This is a genomic window from Chryseobacterium sp. (assembly GCF_029240215.1).
Taxonomy (GTDB): Bacteria; Bacteroidota; Bacteroidia; order Flavobacteriales; family Weeksellaceae; genus Chryseobacterium.
Genome location: NZ_JARBTK010000004.1, coordinates 243,273 through 261,556, shown reverse-complemented (window position 1 = coordinate 261,556; position 18,284 = coordinate 243,273). Strand labels below are relative to the sequence as shown.

Here is an 18,284-nt window from a genome sequence, read left to right as displayed (position 1 = left end):
ATAAAAACACAAGAAATAAGTCATTTAAATAGATGCTATTGGAGAAAATAAAATTTAAACCAACTTCATTAAAAGATATCACATTAGGAGAATCATAATGTTGTACATGCTATAATAAGATTGGATTAAAAAGTGTAATTAAAGAATTTTGTTTCACTAGAGATATTGGTAAATTCTGAAATTAATTTATATGAAACTAGATGAAGAATTTCTTCTACAGAGAAGAGGAGAGTTAGGTTGTCGTTTGAAAGAAATTAGAGAAAAAAGAAATCTAAAGCAAGAGCAGTTGGCAGATATAATGGAAGTAAATAGAACTACCATTTCTAAGATTGAAAGTGGGAAATTCAATTGCAGTTATGATTACATATTGAAGTTTGCCAATGCGTTGAGTTTTAGTATTATTTTAGAAGAGAGATTTAATGAAGAAATATAATTTTATTGATTTATTTGCAGGTTGTGGAGGGTTAAGCGAAGGATTTTTACAAACAAATAAATTTAATGCATTATCTCACGTCGAATGGGAATTGCCAATGATTAGTACATTACGACATCGTCTCGTTGAGAAGTGGAAGCATTCTATGAATGATAGTTACAAAAAAGTAATTCATTTTGATCTTCAAAAAACAGAAGAGTTATTAAATGGCAATTGGAGTAAAGAATCCTTTGACAGTTATTCAAGTACCAATGATGTCAAATTATCTTTTAAAGGTATGGATGGTATTGTAGGTGACGAAAAAGTTGATTTGATAATTGGAGGTCCGCCATGCCAAGCTTATTCTATTCATGGCAGAGCAACGGATAAAAATTCAATGGATAATGATTACAGAAACTATTTATTTGAATCTTTCGTTAAAATTGTAAATCATTATAAGCCAAAAATATTTGTTTTTGAAAATGTTCCAGGAATGCTTAGTGCTAAACCTGGTGGAGTTAAAATTACAGAAAGAATTTATCAAGCTTTTAGAGATATTGGATATAATATTTTAGAACCCGAGAAATTGTCACAAGCTGTTTTTGATACATCTAATTTTAAGGTTCCACAGAATAGAAAAAGAGTGATTTTAGTAGGATTACCCAGTGATTCTAAAATAAAATTGCAGGAAGTTTATTCTAAAATAAGGTTTAAAGAAGATATAACTAATAAATTAACTGTGTACGATGCTATTGGAGATTTACCTAAACTTTATCCGTTAGAGAAACCAATGAAAATAGATGGTAAAAATTTTTCTCATACGTATGATAATAGTGTTATACCGAACCATATACCAAGATTTCATAACTCAAGAGACATAGAAATTTTTCGAGAATGGGTTGGGAATAATATGAATAACTATTCACAACATCAAAAGATCGAATATTACTACCAGAAGACTAATAAGTCCACCTTATATAGTAAATATAAAAATTTAGAGTGGAAAAAACAATCACAGACAGTTGTTGCTCATCTTGAAAAAGATGGATTAATGTTTATCCATCCAGATGCTGAGCAAGCTAGAAGCATAACAGTTAGAGAGGCTGCAAGATTAATGACTTTTCCAGACGATTTTAAATTTATTGGTAGTACTGCGAAATGTTATAAAATGATAGGGAACGCCGTTCCCGTAAATTTTGCAAAAATAATTGCAACATCAATTAGTGAAATTCTTGATGAAAAATCTTAAATTTAAAGTATGAATGTTTTAATAGCTTGTGAAGAAAGTCAAGCAGTATGTAAGGAATTTAGAAAATTAGGAATAAATGCATTCAGTTGTGATATTTTACCTTCAAGTGGTGGTCATCCTGAATGGCACTTCAAAGAAGATGTTTTTAAAATTATAAATTCGAAAGGTGGTATAACCGAAAATTGTGACAAAGTCAAAGTGAAAAAATGGGATTTGATGATAGCACATCCTCCTTGCACATACCTGTCCGTAAGTGGCGCCAGATGGTTTTATCATCCAGATGATAAGGATTTACCTGTAGAACAAAGAAGACCGCATCCCAGGTTCCCAAATAGGGCATCAGACAGAGAAGATGCTTTGGATTTTTTTATAAAGTTGTTAGAAGCGCCAATTGACATGATAGCTGTTGAAAATCCAGTTGGCATAGTAAGTACAAGATACAGAAAACCCGATCAAACTGTTCATCCCTGGATGTTTGGTGATGAAGCTTCAAAAACTACTTGTTTGTGGCTTAAAAATCTACCACCGTTGGAATCAACAAATATAGTAGGTAAAGGAGAACGGGTTGTATTATCGAGTGGTCGCTCACTTCCCAAATGGTATTCTGATTCGTTCAACACAAAGATTTCAACAGAACAGAGAAGAACATTACGTAGTAAAACATTTGAGGGCTTTGCGAAAGCAATTGCTGCTCAATGGTCAAAATTTTAAGCTATGATATATATTAGAAATATTTTTAGACAAGATTTAAGAGATGGTAAACAAATAGCATTTCCTAAAGAAGTTTCAAACCAATTTTTTAATTTTTCTTATCAAGATGATGATCCTGATAGAAATCTAGTTTTTATCTATAAAGAAAGCAATACTGAAAGTCAGTTTTATATTTTTAATAACACAAATATTACTACCCGATTATACGCTGCTGGAACTGAATCTAGAATTGATGGAGAATTAAAAAGATTTCTAATAGATAAACTAAATGCTGTAATAGATGATAAAGTATTGTTTAGAAAAATAAATGATAATAAATATGAATTTGAATTTATTCCTAGTAGTTTGCCAAAACATGATTTTATAGTAAGCTTAATAGGAAATAAAAATCATGAAGTTTTACTATTGGAATCAGCAGTATCCACTTCCGATGGAGAAGACTCTACAGATCCTATTCTCTCATCTATTTCTGAAGAAAAAAAAGATAGCAAATTTCAGCCGCAAAACAAAATCTATTTCGGTCCCCCTGGTACAGGTAAATCTTATGCAATAAAAGAGTTCCTAAAATCCAATAATGTTCCCGCTTCTAATTATTCAAGGGTAACCTTCCATCCAGATTATGACTATGCATCATTCGTTGGAGGATATAGACCATTTACAGATAAAGACGATGGCAATATAAAATATAAATTTGTTTCGCAGGTTTTTACAGATTTATATGTTAAATCTTGGGAGAATTTCAATAACGAAAACTATTTCTTAGTCATTGAGGAAATAAATAGAGGAAATTGTGCTGAAATTTTTGGAGATATTTTTCAATTATTAGATCGTAATCCTGAATACAATATTGAGCCCTCTTCTGAATTAAGAAATTACCTAATTGAAAAAGAGAAGGAAATAAACAAAAATAAAAAAGAAGGAACAGAGGATATTAAACTATTATTTGATGGCAAATTACAAATGCCCGATAATTTATCAGTTTTAGCATCAATGAATACTTCTGACCAATCACTTTATCCGATGGATTCAGCTTTCAAGCGAAGATGGGATTGGGAATACATCCCTATCAATACCAAATGTCAAAATTCGAATTTTACAATTGAAATTCATAGTAATCATCAGTATTCTTGGTTAGAATTTTTAGAGAAAGTGAATATAAGTATTTATAGCGTGACCAAATCAGAGGATAAACAGTTGGGGAATTGGTTCATCAATGCTGAAAAAACTAAAAAAATTATTGAAAAAGATATATTCATAAATAAAGTGCTATTTTACTTATGGAATGATATTTTTAAAGATGAAGTATATCATCAAGACAATATTTTTGTAAAAAAAAGAGAGGATGGTTCTAAGGATAAAGATATTTCGTTCAACGACTTCTACAATAAAGATGAACAAAATAATCTTTTAATTCATTTATTTGAAAGAGTTTTAAAAATATCTAAAGTTCAAAATGAACCTGAAAGAAATGTAGATAATCAGGAAACTGGTAATACAGAAATAGAAAGTGAAATTGCATCCCAAGAGTTAGATAGTAACTAATGAAAATTTTATTTGAAGGGGGTAAATATGATATCGAGAATCTAAAAAAATGTTTTGGAGATAAATTCTATCATCAAATCGGGAATTTTGGGTATATTGATGTAGTGGGCTATTATCATTCTAATGATAATAAGCTATATTATTTCTTGCCTAAACTTTTTATTACAGAAAATGATTTCTTCTTAAACACTGGCATTCATTACCATACTCTTTTTTATGATAATATTGACGAGCTATTGGAGAGAAATATTACTTTACTAAATTGGTTTCGAAAATTTCTTATTCTTTTCTATAAATCTCTTGCTGAATATAAGAATAGGGTTAATAACAGAATCGTAGAGCTTGGCGAAACTCTGCAGTTGAGTACAAATCTTGAAAACAATGAATTTACTTTTTTGGATCTAGTTTTAACTTTATTGAATTTTTACAAAAAAAATAAAGAATTTTTCATTTTTCATATAAAAGAACAAAAATCAGATAAATATAAAAAAGTTAGTTGGAGCAAAACTATAAAACAGCAGCAACCTATATTCATTGATAATATACCAATTTATAATAATCTAAATACAAAAGCGAAAAAGGTTAATAATGACGAAATATTGATGACTTATTTTTATTCTGTACTAAATCATTTAAAACACGAATATAAGATTGATATTACTATTGATTCTCCATATACATTAATAAAAGGCGAACGTTTTAAAAATCTATTGGAAAATGGTTTGTATAAAATTAAAAAAGTTCGAGATAACTACTACTCAGATAAGCTTAAAGCAATTTACAATTTATTAGTTTTGTTTTTTGAGAAAACATCTGTAGGTAATGCTAGAGACAAAAACAATGACTTTATAGTTGTAAAGCAATATCATAATGTTTTTGAAGATATGATAGATAAGATGCTATCGGATTCATTTTCAGATAGAAAAACGTCAAATGGTGTTTCATTAAGCATTTTAAAGAATAATCAAGATGGTAAAGTATTAGATCACTTATTTGAGTTTGACAGTCTTTTTGACAATGATGAAAGTGTTTTCTACATTGGTGATTCCAAATATTATAAACATAATAGCAGTATTAGTGAAAATTCAGTCTACAAACAATTTACATACGCTAAAAATGTGATTCAATACAATATTGATTTATTACACGAAAATGCTAAAATCCCTTCATTAATTAATAAAAATATTCGATATAGAGACGAGCTTACTGAAGGATACAGTATTTCTCCAAATTTTTTTATTCAAGGTATTATCAAAGATATTAATGATTTCGATACTCATGGGCTTGCTCAAAACATTAACAAAGGGACGGAAAAAAATGCACATTTTAAAGAACGATTGTTTGATAGAGATACATTATTTATTAATTATTATGAAATAAACTTCTTATTTGTTTTAAATGCTTATACTAACTTCTCATCCTCTAACATAATTGAATTAAGAAATTATTTTAAGACTGAATTTAAGAGACATTTTATATCATATTTTAAAAACCATAGTGGTTTCGATTTTTATGAATTTATTTTTGAAAACGAGGGTGATTTAAAACAGTTTGTTGATACTGAATTTAGATATTTAATTGGTAGAATCATTCGCACGTTATCTAGCTCTACTAGATTAATTTTAGCTATGAATCCACGTATAGAAGGTAAATTAGACGATAAAAATTTATTAGAAAAATTTATTGTAAGAAATAATTCCTTGACAAGACGTAAAGAATTTTTCTATATGAGTGAAGGTTTGCCGATACATATTATAAAAGATTTTGAGTTTTAATATGAAGAATCTAGAGATTGCAATGTTTAATATCTTGTATAAGGCATTTAAGCACAATGATACTTAATTAGAAATAATTGAGATTTTCGGATACAAAATCGGATACAAAATAAAAAAGAGAACTTTTAAGTACTTGTTTTACAACAGTATACAAAGTTCTCTTAAGTCTTGAAGTGGAGTTGGAGGGATTCGAACCCTCGTCCAAACAAGCAATACATAAGATTTCTACATGCTTATTTTACTATTGATTTTCGAGTTTAAGCAGAGAGCAAACACCCAACTTAAACCTTAGCTTCTGAAATTTTCGAGTCTTGACCAAAGCTTCCAAAACCTTATTTCTGCATTACTATATCTCAGAATCAAACGCCGCAGAACAGAGCATTTGTGAGACATCTTGCTTCCTTACTATCTTCGGGAAAGCGCTTGAAATCTTACTTTATTCGGATTAAGCTGCAAGAGCGAACTCTTCGTTGCCAGTTAAAAGTTTGTAGCAAGGGATTAAAGAGATCGCACTACGGTTCTCTGCATGCTTACTTACCCATTGGTCTTGCTGTCGAAACCAGTCAACCCCATGTTTTAGTGAAGGCAAAGATACGATATTTTGTTTAAATTTAGTTCATATTAAAAATTGCTTTTAAAAAATGTGAAAATTAATGTCAATTTTAATTTGAAATAATTTGCTAATCAAGAAAAAAGTTCTATTTTTGCAATCCAAAATGAGATGTAAATTATGTTAATAATACCTGTAAAGGATGGTGAATCCATCGATAGAGCACTTAAAAAATACAAGAGAAAATTTGACAAAACTGGTACAGTTCGTCAATTAAGATCTAGACAAGCTTTTATTAAGCCTTCTGTAACTCTTAGACAAGCTAGATTAAAAGCTGCTTATAAGCAAAGAGGATTAAGCAAGGAAGAACAAGCTTAAGAAATTTTCTTAAACACATACTAAATCACTTCTTAAATAGTTATATTTGAGAAGTGATTTTTGTTTTATATATACATTATGCGGGAAAAGTTTTTAGACTATCTACAACTAGAAAAGAGGTATTCGCCTCATACCATTACAAGTTACCGTAGAGATCTTGATGATTTTTATTCTTTTTATCTCAAAACAGAGTCATCAGAAAATATTTCAAAAGCTGACAAAAAAGTGATCAGAAACTTTATTGTTGAGCTGAGTGAAAATAATATTTCAAAAAGAAGTATCAACCGAAAGCTTTCATCACTTCGAAGTTTTTATCTTTTCCTTTTAAGATTGGGTGAAATTGAAGTTTCTCCTTTAGAAACAATTACTTCCCTTAAATTTTATGCAGAGAAGCAAATTCCCATGTCTCAGGAAGAAATGGAGGTTCTTCAGACTGATGTAATGGATAAAGCTGATAATATACTAGATCGATGTATTATTGAGGTTTTGTATCAAACCGGAATTCGTAAGGCAGAACTTTGTGGCTTAATATTTGAAAGTGTTAACTTAGAAGTTCAACAACTAAAAATCTTAGGTAAGGGAAATAAAGAAAGATATATTCCGATATCGGAAGATTTGGCAAATTTGCTTTTAAATTATCTACAGATCAGAAAACCTCAGCAAGAATTCAAATCATATTTCTTCGTCAATAAGAAAGGTAAAAAACTGACGGAAAAATTTGTTTATGTAGTAGTTAATAAGTACCTTAGTCTTGTAACTTCGAAGAGAAAAACAAGTCCTCACATTTTAAGACATAGCTTTGCTACACATGTTTTAGATAATGGGGCAGAGATTTCTAAAGTGAAAAAAATATTAGGTCATTCTAGTCTTGCAAGCACACAGGTGTACACGAATGCCAATATAGAACAGTTGAAAAAAGTGTTTAATCAAGCTCATCCAAGAGCTGTCAAAAAAGAAGAATTATGAAGATTTCAGTACAAGCAATCGGCTTAACTCCGCACGAACCGTTAGAGTCACACGTTGACAAAAAAGTAAGTAAGCTTAATACATTTTATGACAAACTTCAGGAATGCAAAGTGTTTTTGAAAGTTGAGAACAATTCTGATAAAGCAAATAAAACAACCGAGCTTATTTTAGTAGTTCCCGGAGACGATATCGTAGTAAAAAAGACAAGCACAAGTTTTGAAGAGAGTTTGGATCTATGTGTGGATGCTGCTAAGAAACTGTTAATCAAGAAAAAAGAATTAGCTTAGAAAATAAAGTAAAAAAAGTTGACTAAAAAGTTTGAGATTTCAAAAAATCTGTTCTATATTTGCACTCGCAAAAAGGAACATCGATCTTTTGATATCTGGGGAGATTCCAGAGTGGCTAAATGGGACTGACTGTAACTCAGTTGCTTCGGCTTCGCAGGTTCGAATCCTGCTCTCCCCACATTTTATATTAAAAAAAGTCTTGCAGGTTTAAAAGAATTTTTCTAGATTTGCAGACCGTTACCAATGATTTTGGAAACAAAATTGCGGAAGTAGCTCAGTTGGTAGAGCGTCAGCCTTCCAAGCTGAATGTCGCGAGTTCGACCCTCGTCTTCCGCTCAATTTCACACCGCTTTAGGCGTGATTTTTTTTAACTGCTGATGCAGCACAGAGTAGATTTCTCTGATAGCTTTCAGTTTTTAATATCTGGGGAGATTCCAGAGTGGCTAAATGGGACTGACTGTAACTCAGTTGCTTCGGCTTCGCAGGTTCGAATCCTGCTCTCCCCACATTTTATATTAGATAAAACTTGTAAATTTAAAGGGTTTTCCCTAAGTTTGCACAGCGTTTACCAATAGTTTTGGAAACAAAATTGCGGAAGTAGCTCAGTTGGTAGAGCGTCAGCCTTCCAAGCTGAATGTCGCGAGTTCGACCCTCGTCTTCCGCTCAACAAAATCACTCTTCTATAGTGTGATTTTTTTCTTTTAATGCCGACTTAGCTCAGCGGTAGAGTGCTTCCTTGGTAAGGAAGAGGTCACGGGTTCAAGTCCCGTAGTTGGCTCACTTTCATCCCGATTTCTTCGGGATATTTTTTGCTTAAAATTTCCTTTTTAAAGCTTAATGTAACTCAATCTCACAACTTGGCGATGACAATAAAAAATGATAATTTTGCGGAATGCTAAATTAATCAGAACTTCTCGAGTTATTGCTTTCGAAATTTTAATTGATTATTTTGAGATTGCAATTTAAAAAACATATTATGAAAAAAACACTATTATTTTTTGCAGTAATAATCTCATCGATTTTGTTTTCACAATACAGATTCGATGAAAAATATTTTATTGGAGAAAATTTAGATTTATTAAAAGGAAAAACTTTAATACCTCTTCCAATAGAAGACCAATTAAAAGAATTTGGATATGATAATTTTTATAATTCCGAAAAATTGGAACTTAGAGATGTGTATAAGAGTAAAAATGGATATTCAAAATCTAATTACGATGATGTTTACAACAAAAAATTTATAGTTGAAGATTTTTCAAAAACATCAAATATTTTCGGTGATTATATATTAAAACTTAAAGATGAAGAAAGTAGAAATGTTTATTTCCTTTATAGTTCTACAAAACCTTCCAAATTTCCTTTCAAAGTCGATGGCGAATTCAATTTACCTTCTGATTTTTATTGTTCGAAAATAGATGTTCGAAAAGATAAATTTACAGGTAAAATAGTAAAGTATTCTCCTCTATTAGATCCTGTGGCTTTTACAAAGGATAACGGCTATTATTTATCTTTAAAAACCTATGGAAGTACGCCAGTAGTTGACGGAACAGGTGTGATAATTTTATTAACTAATGGGCAAAAGATAAAAAAGAATACTAAAATAGATGTTGAGGTTTCAGATTCAGGTAATTATGAATATTCTGCATTCATTCCATTAAACAAAAATGATATTGCTCTGCTTAGTAAATATGTTGTTGATGATTTTAAATTATACATTTTTGAAAATACACAGAAACTTAACGGGGAAATCTATAAAGAATATCTTAAATGTATAATTAAATAACATGTTTGAAAATGATAAAAGTATTTTTATAATATTAATATGTCGAAGCAATCTCGAAAAATTTCTTTCAAATAATTATTTTATAATGTCTTTGAGACTCTAAAAAATTAAACTGAAATCTTTCTTTTAAATTTTAAAATATATTTTGGGGATTAAAAAAAAACGTTTTATATTTGCACCACCAAAAACAACGATACAATCGGAGTTAATGGAGAGATGGCAGAGTGGTCGATTGCGATAGTCTTGAAAACTATTGACTGTAACAGGTCCGGGGGTTCGAATCCCTCTCTCTCCGCCAGTTGTGAGACAAAAAAAATTAAAAGCCTTTAAATAGTAATATTTAAAGGCTTTTTTGTTATTTATCATACATCAAAATATGATAATAATATATAAAGGATCATAACATTTGTTTCTTCTGGTTCATTTTTAGATACTGACTTATATTCCTTAATCGAGATAACGTTTCTTAAACCAAGTATCAAGAATACTCATGCTGATATTAAGCATATGATAATTTTCTTTTATTGAAACGTTTTTTTGAACTCCGTGAATTCCGTATCCGTAACCTACATTCAGCATAACCTTATTTAAAGGAATACCTAATCCTACAGTTGCCTCTAATTTATCAATTTTCGCTTTGTTGATTTTATAATATCCGGTATCATAATTAACCCCAAAACGGTATATAAATGCTTCAGAAATTTTCTCAATCTGCTTTCTTCCGGGAAGAATTTCAAAACCTAGTCCATATGTGTTTTGTTTGTAATATTGCTCTGAAGTTTCGGTATTTTTTACTTTATCCCAATTACTTTGCGTAAAGTCAAAAGTCATCCGGTATTTTTCGTTTTTCAAAAGACCAATTCCTAATCCCATTTCAAAAGGCAGCGAAGAATCCTTTGAAGAAAGTTTTGAAGTAACACTATTCGTATAGTCTTTATTTTCTGTATATGAAACTTCTCCTTTTGAAACAAGCTTACTCCCAAAATTAACAATACCGCCTAAAGTCAGCTGAAAATTATCTGTAAAGTCTTTTTTGTATTGTGTTCCTAGGTTATAACTGAAGCCGGTATATCTTGTACTTCTACTAATTTCCACCTCAGACGTCGTTGTAATGATTTCGTTACGGACAATTGTTCCAAAATTATTTTTCACTTTCCCTCCTACACTCCAGTTATTATTAATTTTATATCCCAAACTTATCCCCCAATTTGAAATACCACCGCTGCCTTCGTAGGTGACAGGATATTCGCTGGTGGTTCCTTCGATTGGAATTGTAGATGAAATCTTATAGTCGGAAGAAGTTGCAGGTTGCATACCTACACCAACAAAAATATTTTTTGAAATCCTTAAAGCGGCACTGAAATTAGTAAAATTAGAATTCAATCTTTTATCTGATCCTAAATTACTGGAAATTGTATTGTGCTTTAATATTCCGCTTATATCAAAAACTACATTCCTTGTAGAAATACTGGTCATGGCAGCAGGATTTTTTGAATTGATATAATCCGGTGCATCCAAAGCAATACCGGTGTTTCCTAAAGCTATATTTCTGGCATTATCTACGTTATTAAACATTCCTATTCCAAAATATGAATATGGTGAAGAGTTCTGAGCATACGTTTCTGATACAAAAGCATATGAGAATAATATGCTGACTATTATTTTACTTTTTTTATTCATAAATTCTGAATTAATATCCTAAAATATATACTTTAAGCTTGGCGGGATTTGTTTTGTTTTTCTGATCTCCAAATACGGCTTTTCCTGAAAGTACATCGCTATACGAAGAAGGATAAATAAGTGTATTGTAGTTGGAGTTTGCAGATTCTGATAGTATATTGTTAACAAAACTTGTTAAAGAAAAATTATAGACATGCTCATTCTGAAACTCGCTGTCGGCCGATAAATCCGCCGTAATTTCACTGCTCCCGTCAGAAGAAGTATATGCACTTACAATATGGTTTAGTTTGTCACCAACATAATAATAAAGAGGGCTGGGATTATAAAAACTGTTAGAATAATATCCGGCGACAGGGCTTACCGAAAAATTGGCATCAATGATCTTATAATTTTCATATAAATTTTTTAGTGACTTCAAATATGGAATTTCTACCTTAGTGTAAACTCCGATTCCTGCCATAAGATATGTTTTGTTTCCTAAATTAGCGGATGATATCGGGTTTGTAGAAGTGAGACCTGCCAGTTCAGAGCCAGTAAAATTACTTTGCACTTTGTTATACTGATTAGAGGTACTTGGGTTCAGATCTAATGTATATTTTACCACTTCGGTTCCGTTTTGTGATGTGGTATGATAATACATTCTAACGGTGTTTGAAACCTTTTCTTTAGTACTTTTATTAATCTGTACCTGATAAGAAGAATTGATCCCGAAACGCAGCATGGCATTATTATCAGAAGAAGGAATTAACGCAAGACCTTTATAGAAATTCAGAAAATATTCCTGATTATTGACATCGTTATTTTTTAAAGTATTAAAAAGTGTCTGTCCGTAAGATTGATCCAGACGAATTTTCACATAGCTGCTGTCCGTTTTTGGTCTCGGATAAAATTCTGCACTTCCTATAGAATTGGCTGAATAATTAAAATTACTTTTATTATAAAGATATCCATTATTAAGCTTTATTCGGTCAGACATAGGATGAACGTTGAGCCTGAATGTTTTAAGGGTGTCTCCGTAATAAAAATCTGTATTGGTAAGATACATTACAATAGAATCAAAAACCGCAGTGGTGGGTGATGTTAAGGTGTAGCTTGAAGGTGTGAGTTCAAAAAGAGAAGAAGAAGACACCTGTCCAAAGGTTTGATCTTTTATATTCCCTGTCATCATTACACTCTTCCCGGAAGTAACCACAGAGTCCATCATTATCGTAGACATCTTTACTGTAAGAGTATCAATCATCACTATTTTAGACTGAGCATCTATCCAGGAACTTCCTACTTCATAAGTATTAGTTTCATCTTCACAGGAAAATAAAAATAATAACGAAATACATAATAAAAGTTGTTTGTACATTTTTTTTTGCAAACATATAGTAAAGATGCAGTGAGGATAAAATTTATTCTCCCTTTCGTTATTAGTTTTAGACAAAACCAATTTATCTTTAGATAAATGATTAATTTTAAAGAGATTTGTCAACCATCAGAGAAAGTACGGCAATTGACTATAAAAAGCAGCGATTCGTCTAAAAAATTTTTACGGTACGTAAGAATAGAATTCTTTTGCACAAAAAAGAAGGAATAATGAACAGTAAACTTTCAATCTTGGCTCTTACTCTTGTAGGAACTTTTTTAGTATTAAGTTGTCGAAATGATGATGATGAAGATGAACTAATAGGAAACTGGATAAGAGTTTCGGATATGGATGGTAAGCCCCGCTCCAATGCGTCTGCATTTGTTGTAAACGGAAAAGGATATATCACAGGAGGATATGATGGAGAATTTTATTATAATGATTTGTGGAGCTATGATCCTAACCTGAACGCTTGGACTCAAAAAGCAGACTTTTTAGGATCAAAAAGAAGTTCTGCAGTAGGTTTTGCTACCAATTCGTATGGTTATGTAGGAACAGGATATGATGGATTGAATAAATTGAAAGATTTTTATAAATATGATCCTTCATCCAATTCATGGAGCCAAATCGACGATTTTCCTGGAACAGGGAGATATTCAGCTTTGGCTTTCGGGATAGAGAATAAAGGATATGTAGGAACAGGATATGACGGAAGTGAGCTAAAGGATTTTTATAAATACAGTGAGTCTGATGCATCATGGAGTACGATGACAAGTTTGGGGGGCTCCAAGAGAAGAGATGGTGCTGTATTTGTGATCAATAATATAGCCTATGTAGGATTTGGAAGCAATAACGGAAGTCTGGTTTCAGATTTCTGGGCATTTGATCCCTCCTCCGAGACATGGGCAAGAAAAGTAGATACCAGCAATGATGATGATTCTCAAAACCGTGTTTCGACGGCCGCTTTTGCAGCAGGAGGATTAGGATATGTTTCTACAGGATCTTCTAGTGGAGTAGGAAGTACAACCTGGGAATACAATCCTTCTACGAATGACTGGACGGAAAGAACATCGTTTGAAGGGTCTTCCAGAGAAAGTGCATGCGCATTTTCATTAGGAAATTACGGCTATGTACTTACAGGAAATAGTGGCTCATCTTATTTTGATGATATCTGGGTATTTCATCCAAACGAAAGTGAAAATGATGATGATTAAAAAACTTTGGAAATTACTCTTCTGCACAGGGATTTTGTTGATGAGCTGCGAAAAGAAGCACAGTAGTAATCTGCAAATTAAAATTACCAAACAAAATTCAGGATATGGGTATCAAATCTTAAAAAAACAAAAGGTCATCATCAATCAGCCTTACATTCCTGCAATACAGGGAGAAAAAAGTTTTAAATATGAAAAAGATGCACAAAAGACCGCAGATCTTGTTGTAGTTAAAATAAAAAAATATTCATTCCCGAAAATTTCTATACATGAACTGGATTCTATGAAGATAGCATATTAGATACTTTAATTACAATGAAAATTCCTTCAATATTTTATTGAGGGAATTTGTGCAGAAAACAAATAGATACAATTTTATGACAACATTTTTCCGACAAATACAAACAACCTACATTTATCATTGGATTATCTGGAGCATTCTCATTTTCTTTAAACTGATTATGGATTATTCTATTTTCGGAAATTTTCTTCTCCTCATGAACCTGAAAATATTTCTGGTCTCTATAATATTATTTTATATAAACTACTATATATTTTTACCTTTAATTATTCGGCAGACTCCTAAAAAAATTCTCATCATCACGATTTCATTTATTGTGGTATATATTGCTCTTATGATAGTTTTTATGCCGCCGTTACCACAACATCCTCCATTTCTTCCAAAAGATTTTCCGAAAGATGGAAAAATGAAACCATTTAATAATAGCATCAATTTTTCCGACATTTTTTTTAGAATAGGAATCTTTTCAATTATTTTCAGTACTCTGATTTTCTTTGTAGATAAGTGGATAGAAAACAAAAAAAAAATCAGTGCTCTCGAATTCGAAAGACAGTCCAGCCAATTAAAGATTCTGCGTGAGCAAATCAACCCCCATTTCTTTTTTAATGCTCTCAACAGTATTTATTCATTATCCATTACACAATCAAAAGATACCCCCAGAGTTATCCTGATTTTATCTGATATTATGCGCTATGTGCTTAATAATAAAAATATGCAAAGGAATAATCTGAATGACGAAATTACCAACATCAAGAAATACATTGAGATACAATCCATCCGTTTTAGTAAATTCAATAATATTAATTGTAAATTTTATGGTAATTTTGATTCTTATGAAATTGAGCCGCTTCTGCTTTTAACCTTTGTAGAAAATGCATTTAAGTATGCCGATTTGAGAAAAGGACCATTAGATATTAAAATAGTTTTGGAAAACGGACTGCTGGATTTTGACATCAGAAATTTTTATGAGAGAAAAAACAATGAAAAATCTGATGACAGTAAATTGGGCGTAGAAAATACTAAAATGAAGCTTCATCTTCTTTATCCGGAGAAATACAAGCTGGATATTGATGATAACGGATCAGAATATAAAATTAATTTAAAACTTCAATTGAATTAAAGATGAATTGCATCATTGTTGACGATGAAGAATTGGCGCATCACGTTATTGAAGAATATATCTCAAGAATTCCTTTTCTGAATCTTGTGAAAAATTGTTATGACATTCAGGAGACTATACAGGTTCTGCAAAATGAAAATATTGATCTTATCTTTCTGGATATCAATTTACCCAATATTTCAGGAATAGAATTTTTAAAAAGTTTTAATAAAATTCCTGATGTTATCATTACCACAGCTTATGATGATTCTGCAGTACAGGGTTTCGAAATGGGGGTGATTGACTATCTTCTGAAGCCATTTTCTTTTGAGAGATTTCTTAAAGCAATATATAAAAGCTATAAAAATCACAACAATTCGAAAATTCTACAGGAGAAAAACACTCAGAATTTTCTTAAAGAATCATTTATTTTTGTGCGTTTCAATAATGAAGATGTAAAACTGAATTTAAGCGAGATCAAACGCATTAATGCTCTTAAAGATTATATTATTATTTATACAGAAAGCCGAAAACTTATTGTACATCAAACGATGAAATCTATTATGGAAAAAATAGATTCCGAAAACTTTATCAGGGTACATAATTCGCATATCGTTTCGCTTCAATACCTTCAAAGTATCGGGAAAAATAATCTTATGGTCGGAGATGAAAGAATTCCTATAAGTGAAAAATATAAGGCACATCTGAATAAAGTAATAGAAAAATATAAATAAACCAAATAATCTGAAACATCAGATAGAAACATCATGTAAAGGTTTAATATTATTTTAATAAATCATAAAAGAAAATTTAAAATATTTTAACCAATAGCTTTTGGGCACATATTAAGTTAACATTTCTTGGGTGTAACAGTATTCTCAACAGTTTCTATTTTCAACGTCATCATTTTTTCGTTAAATTCGTATCAAATAATTTTTTGATGCACATTCTTCTTTTAGAAGACGATCTCATTCTCTCGGCAGAACTGAGTAAGTTTTTAGAGTCAAACCGATTTACCACCGACAGGATTTATGACGGAGAAACCTTTCTTCGCCAAATAAAAAATAATTCTTATGATTTATACCTTTTAGATATAAATGTTCCAAAGATCAACGGGTTAGATGTCTGCCAAACCATAAGATCGTTTGATAAAAATACCCCCATTATCATTATTTCAGCTTATGGAGATATTTCCGATAAAAAAGATGCCTTCACAAGATTGGCAGATGATTATTTGGTAAAGCCTTTTCAGTTTGAAGAGCTACTTTTGAGAATCAATTCTCTTTTAAGACGGAAAACACCTTCCGAAAATTCTGATCAGGATATTATCAGAATTGATGATCTCATTATCAATAAAACAGAGCAGAAAGTATACAGAGCAGGAAATGAAATTGCATTGACACTTAAAGAATTTCAATTGTTAGCATATCTTGCAGAAGCGCAGGGAAGAACGGTTTCGAAACAGCAGATCACAGAAAACGTGTGGGAACATAATTTTAATACCAATACCAATACTGTTGAGGTCTATATTAATTTTTTAAGAAAAAAAATTGATAAAGATTTTAAAGTTAAACTTATTCATACACGATCAGGTTTCGGATATTATTTAAATCCTTTATAGATGTCTTTAAAAAGGAAAATTGCACTTACCCTCAGTATTTCGTTTTCATTACTTTTTGGTATTGTATTGATCATTGTATATGCCTCTTTTAATGATTTCCGGAAAGAAGAATTTAGGGAAAGATTTGTACGCAGATTAGATTTTACAACCAATTTTATCTCAAAGTCTAAAAATTTTGCAGAAGAAGCCCCGATCTTTTTTAATGAAAATTCTGACAACATCCTTTTAAACGAAACGATTCTGATTTTTAATTCCAAAAAAGAGCTTATTTACAGCACGATAAAAGACAGAGAAGTAACTTGGGATAAAAATTTGCTGAAAGAAGTTGATCGCAAAAAATCTATTCACATCGAAAAAGCATTTCCCGAAGTTTATGCCGCTTTAAGAAACATCAACGGAGAAAATTACTACATTCTCACAAGTGCTTTTGATACCAACGGACAGTCAAAACTAGATTATTTAAAATATCTTCTGATCACGGCATACATCACGAGTACACTTCTCATCGGGTTTTTCAGTTACTATTTTATGGGAAGATTTCTGCGTCCGCTGGAAGATCTTAATAATGAAATTTCGGAAGTTACAGCGCATAAACTCACCACTCAGATTCCCGTAGAGCATTCTAATGACGAAATTAGTATTCTTGCAAGGTCATTTAACACGATGATTGTAAGATTAAACGATGTTTTTCAGTCACAGAAAGATTTTACGGCAAGTGCTTCTCATGAGATCCGTACTCCGATTACGAGAATGGCGTTTCAGCTTGAAAATTTAATTAAACTTACACAACATTCTCCCGAAACTCTTTCCGCATTGAAACAGATGCTGAAAGATGTTTACCAATTGTCTGATCTTACAAATTCGCTTCTTCTGCTTACGAAATTTGATAAAGAAAATATTCAGAGTATCTATGAAGAAGTAAGAATCGATGAGGTTATTTTTGAATCTTTTGAACGCGTACAAAAAAGCTATCCAAACCTTAAAATGGATTTTCTCATCTCTGAAAATGAATCGGAATATGCTTTTCTTACCATTCAGGGAGTTCAATCTTTACTTGATATCGTTTTTATTAATTTATTGAAAAATGCCGCCGTTTACTCTAATGACTCCGAAGTAAAAGTCTTAATTACAGAAAATGATTCTCAATTGATTGTAGATGTTATTTCTTCTGGAAATACCATTTCAAAAGAGGAGCAGCCAAAACTATTTGAAGCTTTCATGCGAGGAAGCAATTCTTATAATACTTCCGGTTCCGGTCTTGGTTTACGAATCGTAAAGCGTATTCTAGAATATCATAAAGCAAATATTTCTTACAGATCAGTTTCAGACAGAGATAATTTTTTTACGGTAGAATTCAGGAAATAAAAA

17 protein-coding genes, 6 tRNA genes and 1 other RNA gene are annotated in these 18,284 nt (G+C 31.2%); 21 read left to right on the top strand and 3 right to left on the bottom strand.

The genetic code is table 11. The annotated features are described in order from the left end of the window. Positions 1-190: 190 nt before the first annotated feature. Genes K0R77_RS10825 through K0R77_RS10805 form a run of 5 tightly spaced genes read left to right on the top strand, consistent with a single transcriptional unit; the run spans position 191 to position 5,689 of the window. Entirely contained in the window at positions 191-433 is a 243-nt protein-coding gene (locus tag K0R77_RS10825; protein ID WP_300352127.1) for a helix-turn-helix transcriptional regulator, read from the top strand. Beyond that, a complete protein-coding gene (locus tag K0R77_RS10820) occupies positions 420-1,661 on the top strand; it encodes a DNA cytosine methyltransferase (RefSeq protein WP_300352125.1) in 1,242 nt (413 codons plus the stop codon). Before K0R77_RS10825 ends, K0R77_RS10820 begins: the two co-directional genes overlap by 14 nt. A gap of 9 nt (positions 1,662-1,670) precedes the next feature. Then, positions 1,671-2,372, top strand: a complete 702-nt coding sequence (locus K0R77_RS10815) for a hypothetical protein (RefSeq protein ID WP_300352123.1) — start codon at positions 1,671-1,673, stop codon at positions 2,370-2,372. 3 nt (positions 2,373-2,375) lie between these two features. Next, on the top strand, positions 2,376-3,914 hold the full coding sequence (locus K0R77_RS10810) for an AAA family ATPase (protein ID WP_300352121.1): 1,539 nt from the start codon (positions 2,376-2,378) through the stop codon (positions 3,912-3,914). After that, complete coding sequence (locus tag K0R77_RS10805; RefSeq protein ID WP_300352120.1) at positions 3,914-5,689, top strand: hypothetical protein; 1,776 nt, start codon at positions 3,914-3,916, stop codon at positions 5,687-5,689. Before K0R77_RS10810 ends, K0R77_RS10805 begins: the two co-directional genes overlap by 1 nt. A 171-nt stretch (positions 5,690-5,860) precedes the next feature. Here K0R77_RS10805 and ssrA read toward each other — a convergent pair. Then, positions 5,861-6,260: a transfer-messenger RNA gene (ssrA, locus tag K0R77_RS10800) on the bottom strand. A gap of 159 nt (positions 6,261-6,419) precedes the next feature. On the opposite strand from ssrA, the gene rpsU reads away from it, so the two are divergent. The 10 genes from rpsU (at position 6,420) to K0R77_RS10750 (ending at position 9,951) form a co-directional block, all read left to right on the top strand. Next, a complete protein-coding gene (gene rpsU, locus K0R77_RS10795; protein ID WP_034702010.1) occupies positions 6,420-6,617 on the top strand; it encodes a 30S ribosomal protein S21 in 198 nt (65 codons plus the stop codon). A gap of 78 nt (positions 6,618-6,695) precedes the next feature. Next, the gene (locus tag K0R77_RS10790; protein WP_300352118.1) at positions 6,696-7,583 is read left to right on the top strand and encodes a tyrosine-type recombinase/integrase; all 888 of its coding nucleotides are present in this window, start codon (positions 6,696-6,698) and stop codon (positions 7,581-7,583) included. Further along, the gene (locus K0R77_RS10785; protein ID WP_300352116.1) at positions 7,580-7,870 is read left to right on the top strand and encodes an HPF/RaiA family ribosome-associated protein; all 291 of its coding nucleotides are present in this window, start codon (positions 7,580-7,582) and stop codon (positions 7,868-7,870) included. Before K0R77_RS10790 ends, K0R77_RS10785 begins: the two co-directional genes overlap by 4 nt. Positions 7,871-7,967: 97 nt before the next feature. Then, positions 7,968-8,048 (top strand) — tRNA-Tyr (locus K0R77_RS10780). An 85-nt stretch (positions 8,049-8,133) separates the two neighbouring features. Beyond that, a tRNA-Gly gene (locus K0R77_RS10775) sits at positions 8,134-8,206 on the top strand. Positions 8,207-8,295: 89 nt separating this feature from the next. Then, positions 8,296-8,376 (top strand) — tRNA-Tyr (locus K0R77_RS10770). 85 nt (positions 8,377-8,461) lie between these two features. Next, positions 8,462-8,534 (top strand) — tRNA-Gly (locus K0R77_RS10765). A gap of 42 nt (positions 8,535-8,576) precedes the next feature. Next, positions 8,577-8,648 (top strand) — tRNA-Thr (locus K0R77_RS10760). A gap of 198 nt (positions 8,649-8,846) precedes the next feature. Beyond that, a complete protein-coding gene (locus K0R77_RS10755) occupies positions 8,847-9,653 on the top strand; it encodes a hypothetical protein (RefSeq protein WP_300352114.1) in 807 nt (268 codons plus the stop codon). 210 nt (positions 9,654-9,863) lie between these two features. Beyond that, positions 9,864-9,951 (top strand) — tRNA-Ser (locus tag K0R77_RS10750). Positions 9,952-10,100: 149 nt separating this feature from the next. Here K0R77_RS10750 and K0R77_RS10745 read toward each other — a convergent pair. Beyond that, on the bottom strand, positions 10,101-11,333 hold the full coding sequence (locus K0R77_RS10745) for a hypothetical protein (protein WP_300352113.1): 1,233 nt from the start codon (positions 11,331-11,333) through the stop codon (positions 10,101-10,103). Between the two features lie 10 nt (positions 11,334-11,343). Further along, on the bottom strand, positions 11,344-12,687 hold the full coding sequence (locus K0R77_RS10740; protein ID WP_300352112.1) for a DUF4270 family protein: 1,344 nt from the start codon (positions 12,685-12,687) through the stop codon (positions 11,344-11,346). Positions 12,688-12,914: 227 nt separating this feature from the next. Between K0R77_RS10740 and K0R77_RS10735 the strand changes: the two genes are divergently transcribed. From K0R77_RS10735 to K0R77_RS10710, 6 genes are all read left to right on the top strand, one after another. Further along, positions 12,915-13,898 carry a kelch repeat-containing protein gene (locus K0R77_RS10735; RefSeq protein ID WP_300352110.1) on the top strand — a complete coding sequence of 328 codons (984 nt, stop codon included), beginning with the start codon at positions 12,915-12,917 and terminating at the stop codon, positions 13,896-13,898. Beyond that, positions 13,891-14,196 (top strand): DUF4907 domain-containing protein, encoded by a 306-nt coding sequence (locus tag K0R77_RS10730; protein ID WP_300352108.1) that lies wholly within the window; start codon positions 13,891-13,893, stop codon positions 14,194-14,196. Before K0R77_RS10735 ends, K0R77_RS10730 begins: the two co-directional genes overlap by 8 nt. Positions 14,197-14,272: 76 nt before the next feature. After that, the gene (locus K0R77_RS10725) at positions 14,273-15,316 is read left to right on the top strand and encodes a sensor histidine kinase (protein ID WP_300352107.1); all 1,044 of its coding nucleotides are present in this window, start codon (positions 14,273-14,275) and stop codon (positions 15,314-15,316) included. A gap of 2 nt (positions 15,317-15,318) precedes the next feature. Beyond that, positions 15,319-16,029 carry a LytTR family DNA-binding domain-containing protein gene (locus tag K0R77_RS10720; RefSeq protein WP_300352105.1) on the top strand — a complete coding sequence of 237 codons (711 nt, stop codon included), beginning with the start codon at positions 15,319-15,321 and terminating at the stop codon, positions 16,027-16,029. A 206-nt stretch (positions 16,030-16,235) separates the two neighbouring features. Next, positions 16,236-16,916 carry a response regulator transcription factor gene (locus K0R77_RS10715; RefSeq protein ID WP_300352103.1) on the top strand — a complete coding sequence of 227 codons (681 nt, stop codon included), beginning with the start codon at positions 16,236-16,238 and terminating at the stop codon, positions 16,914-16,916. Next, the gene (locus K0R77_RS10710) at positions 16,917-18,281 is read left to right on the top strand and encodes an ATP-binding protein (protein WP_300352101.1); all 1,365 of its coding nucleotides are present in this window, start codon (positions 16,917-16,919) and stop codon (positions 18,279-18,281) included. Positions 18,282-18,284: the final 3 nt, after the last annotated feature.

Bases quoted from the DNA above. Each gene is read 5' to 3' on its own strand.
- K0R77_RS10825 (WP_300352127.1), top strand. From the start codon at position 191: ATGAAACTAGATGAAGAATTTCTTCTACAGAGAAGAGGAGAGTTAGGT.
- K0R77_RS10820 (WP_300352125.1), top strand. From the start codon at position 420: ATGAAGAAATATAATTTTATTGATTTATTTGCAGGTTGTGGAGGGTTA.
- K0R77_RS10815 (WP_300352123.1), top strand. From the start codon at position 1,671: ATGAATGTTTTAATAGCTTGTGAAGAAAGTCAAGCAGTATGTAAGGAA.
- K0R77_RS10810 (WP_300352121.1), top strand. From the start codon at position 2,376: ATGATATATATTAGAAATATTTTTAGACAAGATTTAAGAGATGGTAAA.
- K0R77_RS10805 (WP_300352120.1), top strand. From the start codon at position 3,914: ATGAAAATTTTATTTGAAGGGGGTAAATATGATATCGAGAATCTAAAA.
- rpsU (WP_034702010.1), top strand. From the start codon at position 6,420: ATGTTAATAATACCTGTAAAGGATGGTGAATCCATCGATAGAGCACTT.
- K0R77_RS10790 (WP_300352118.1), top strand. From the start codon at position 6,696: ATGCGGGAAAAGTTTTTAGACTATCTACAACTAGAAAAGAGGTATTCG.
- K0R77_RS10785 (WP_300352116.1), top strand. From the start codon at position 7,580: ATGAAGATTTCAGTACAAGCAATCGGCTTAACTCCGCACGAACCGTTA.
- K0R77_RS10755 (WP_300352114.1), top strand. From the start codon at position 8,847: ATGAAAAAAACACTATTATTTTTTGCAGTAATAATCTCATCGATTTTG.
- K0R77_RS10745 (WP_300352113.1), bottom strand. From the start codon at position 11,333: ATGAATAAAAAAAGTAAAATAATAGTCAGCATATTATTCTCATATGCT.
- K0R77_RS10740 (WP_300352112.1), bottom strand. From the start codon at position 12,687: ATGTACAAACAACTTTTATTATGTATTTCGTTATTATTTTTATTTTCC.
- K0R77_RS10735 (WP_300352110.1), top strand. From the start codon at position 12,915: ATGAACAGTAAACTTTCAATCTTGGCTCTTACTCTTGTAGGAACTTTT.
- K0R77_RS10730 (WP_300352108.1), top strand. From the start codon at position 13,891: ATGATTAAAAAACTTTGGAAATTACTCTTCTGCACAGGGATTTTGTTG.
- K0R77_RS10725 (WP_300352107.1), top strand. From the start codon at position 14,273: ATGACAACATTTTTCCGACAAATACAAACAACCTACATTTATCATTGG.
- K0R77_RS10720 (WP_300352105.1), top strand. From the start codon at position 15,319: ATGAATTGCATCATTGTTGACGATGAAGAATTGGCGCATCACGTTATT.
- K0R77_RS10715 (WP_300352103.1), top strand. From the start codon at position 16,236: ATGCACATTCTTCTTTTAGAAGACGATCTCATTCTCTCGGCAGAACTG.
- K0R77_RS10710 (WP_300352101.1), top strand. From the start codon at position 16,917: ATGTCTTTAAAAAGGAAAATTGCACTTACCCTCAGTATTTCGTTTTCA.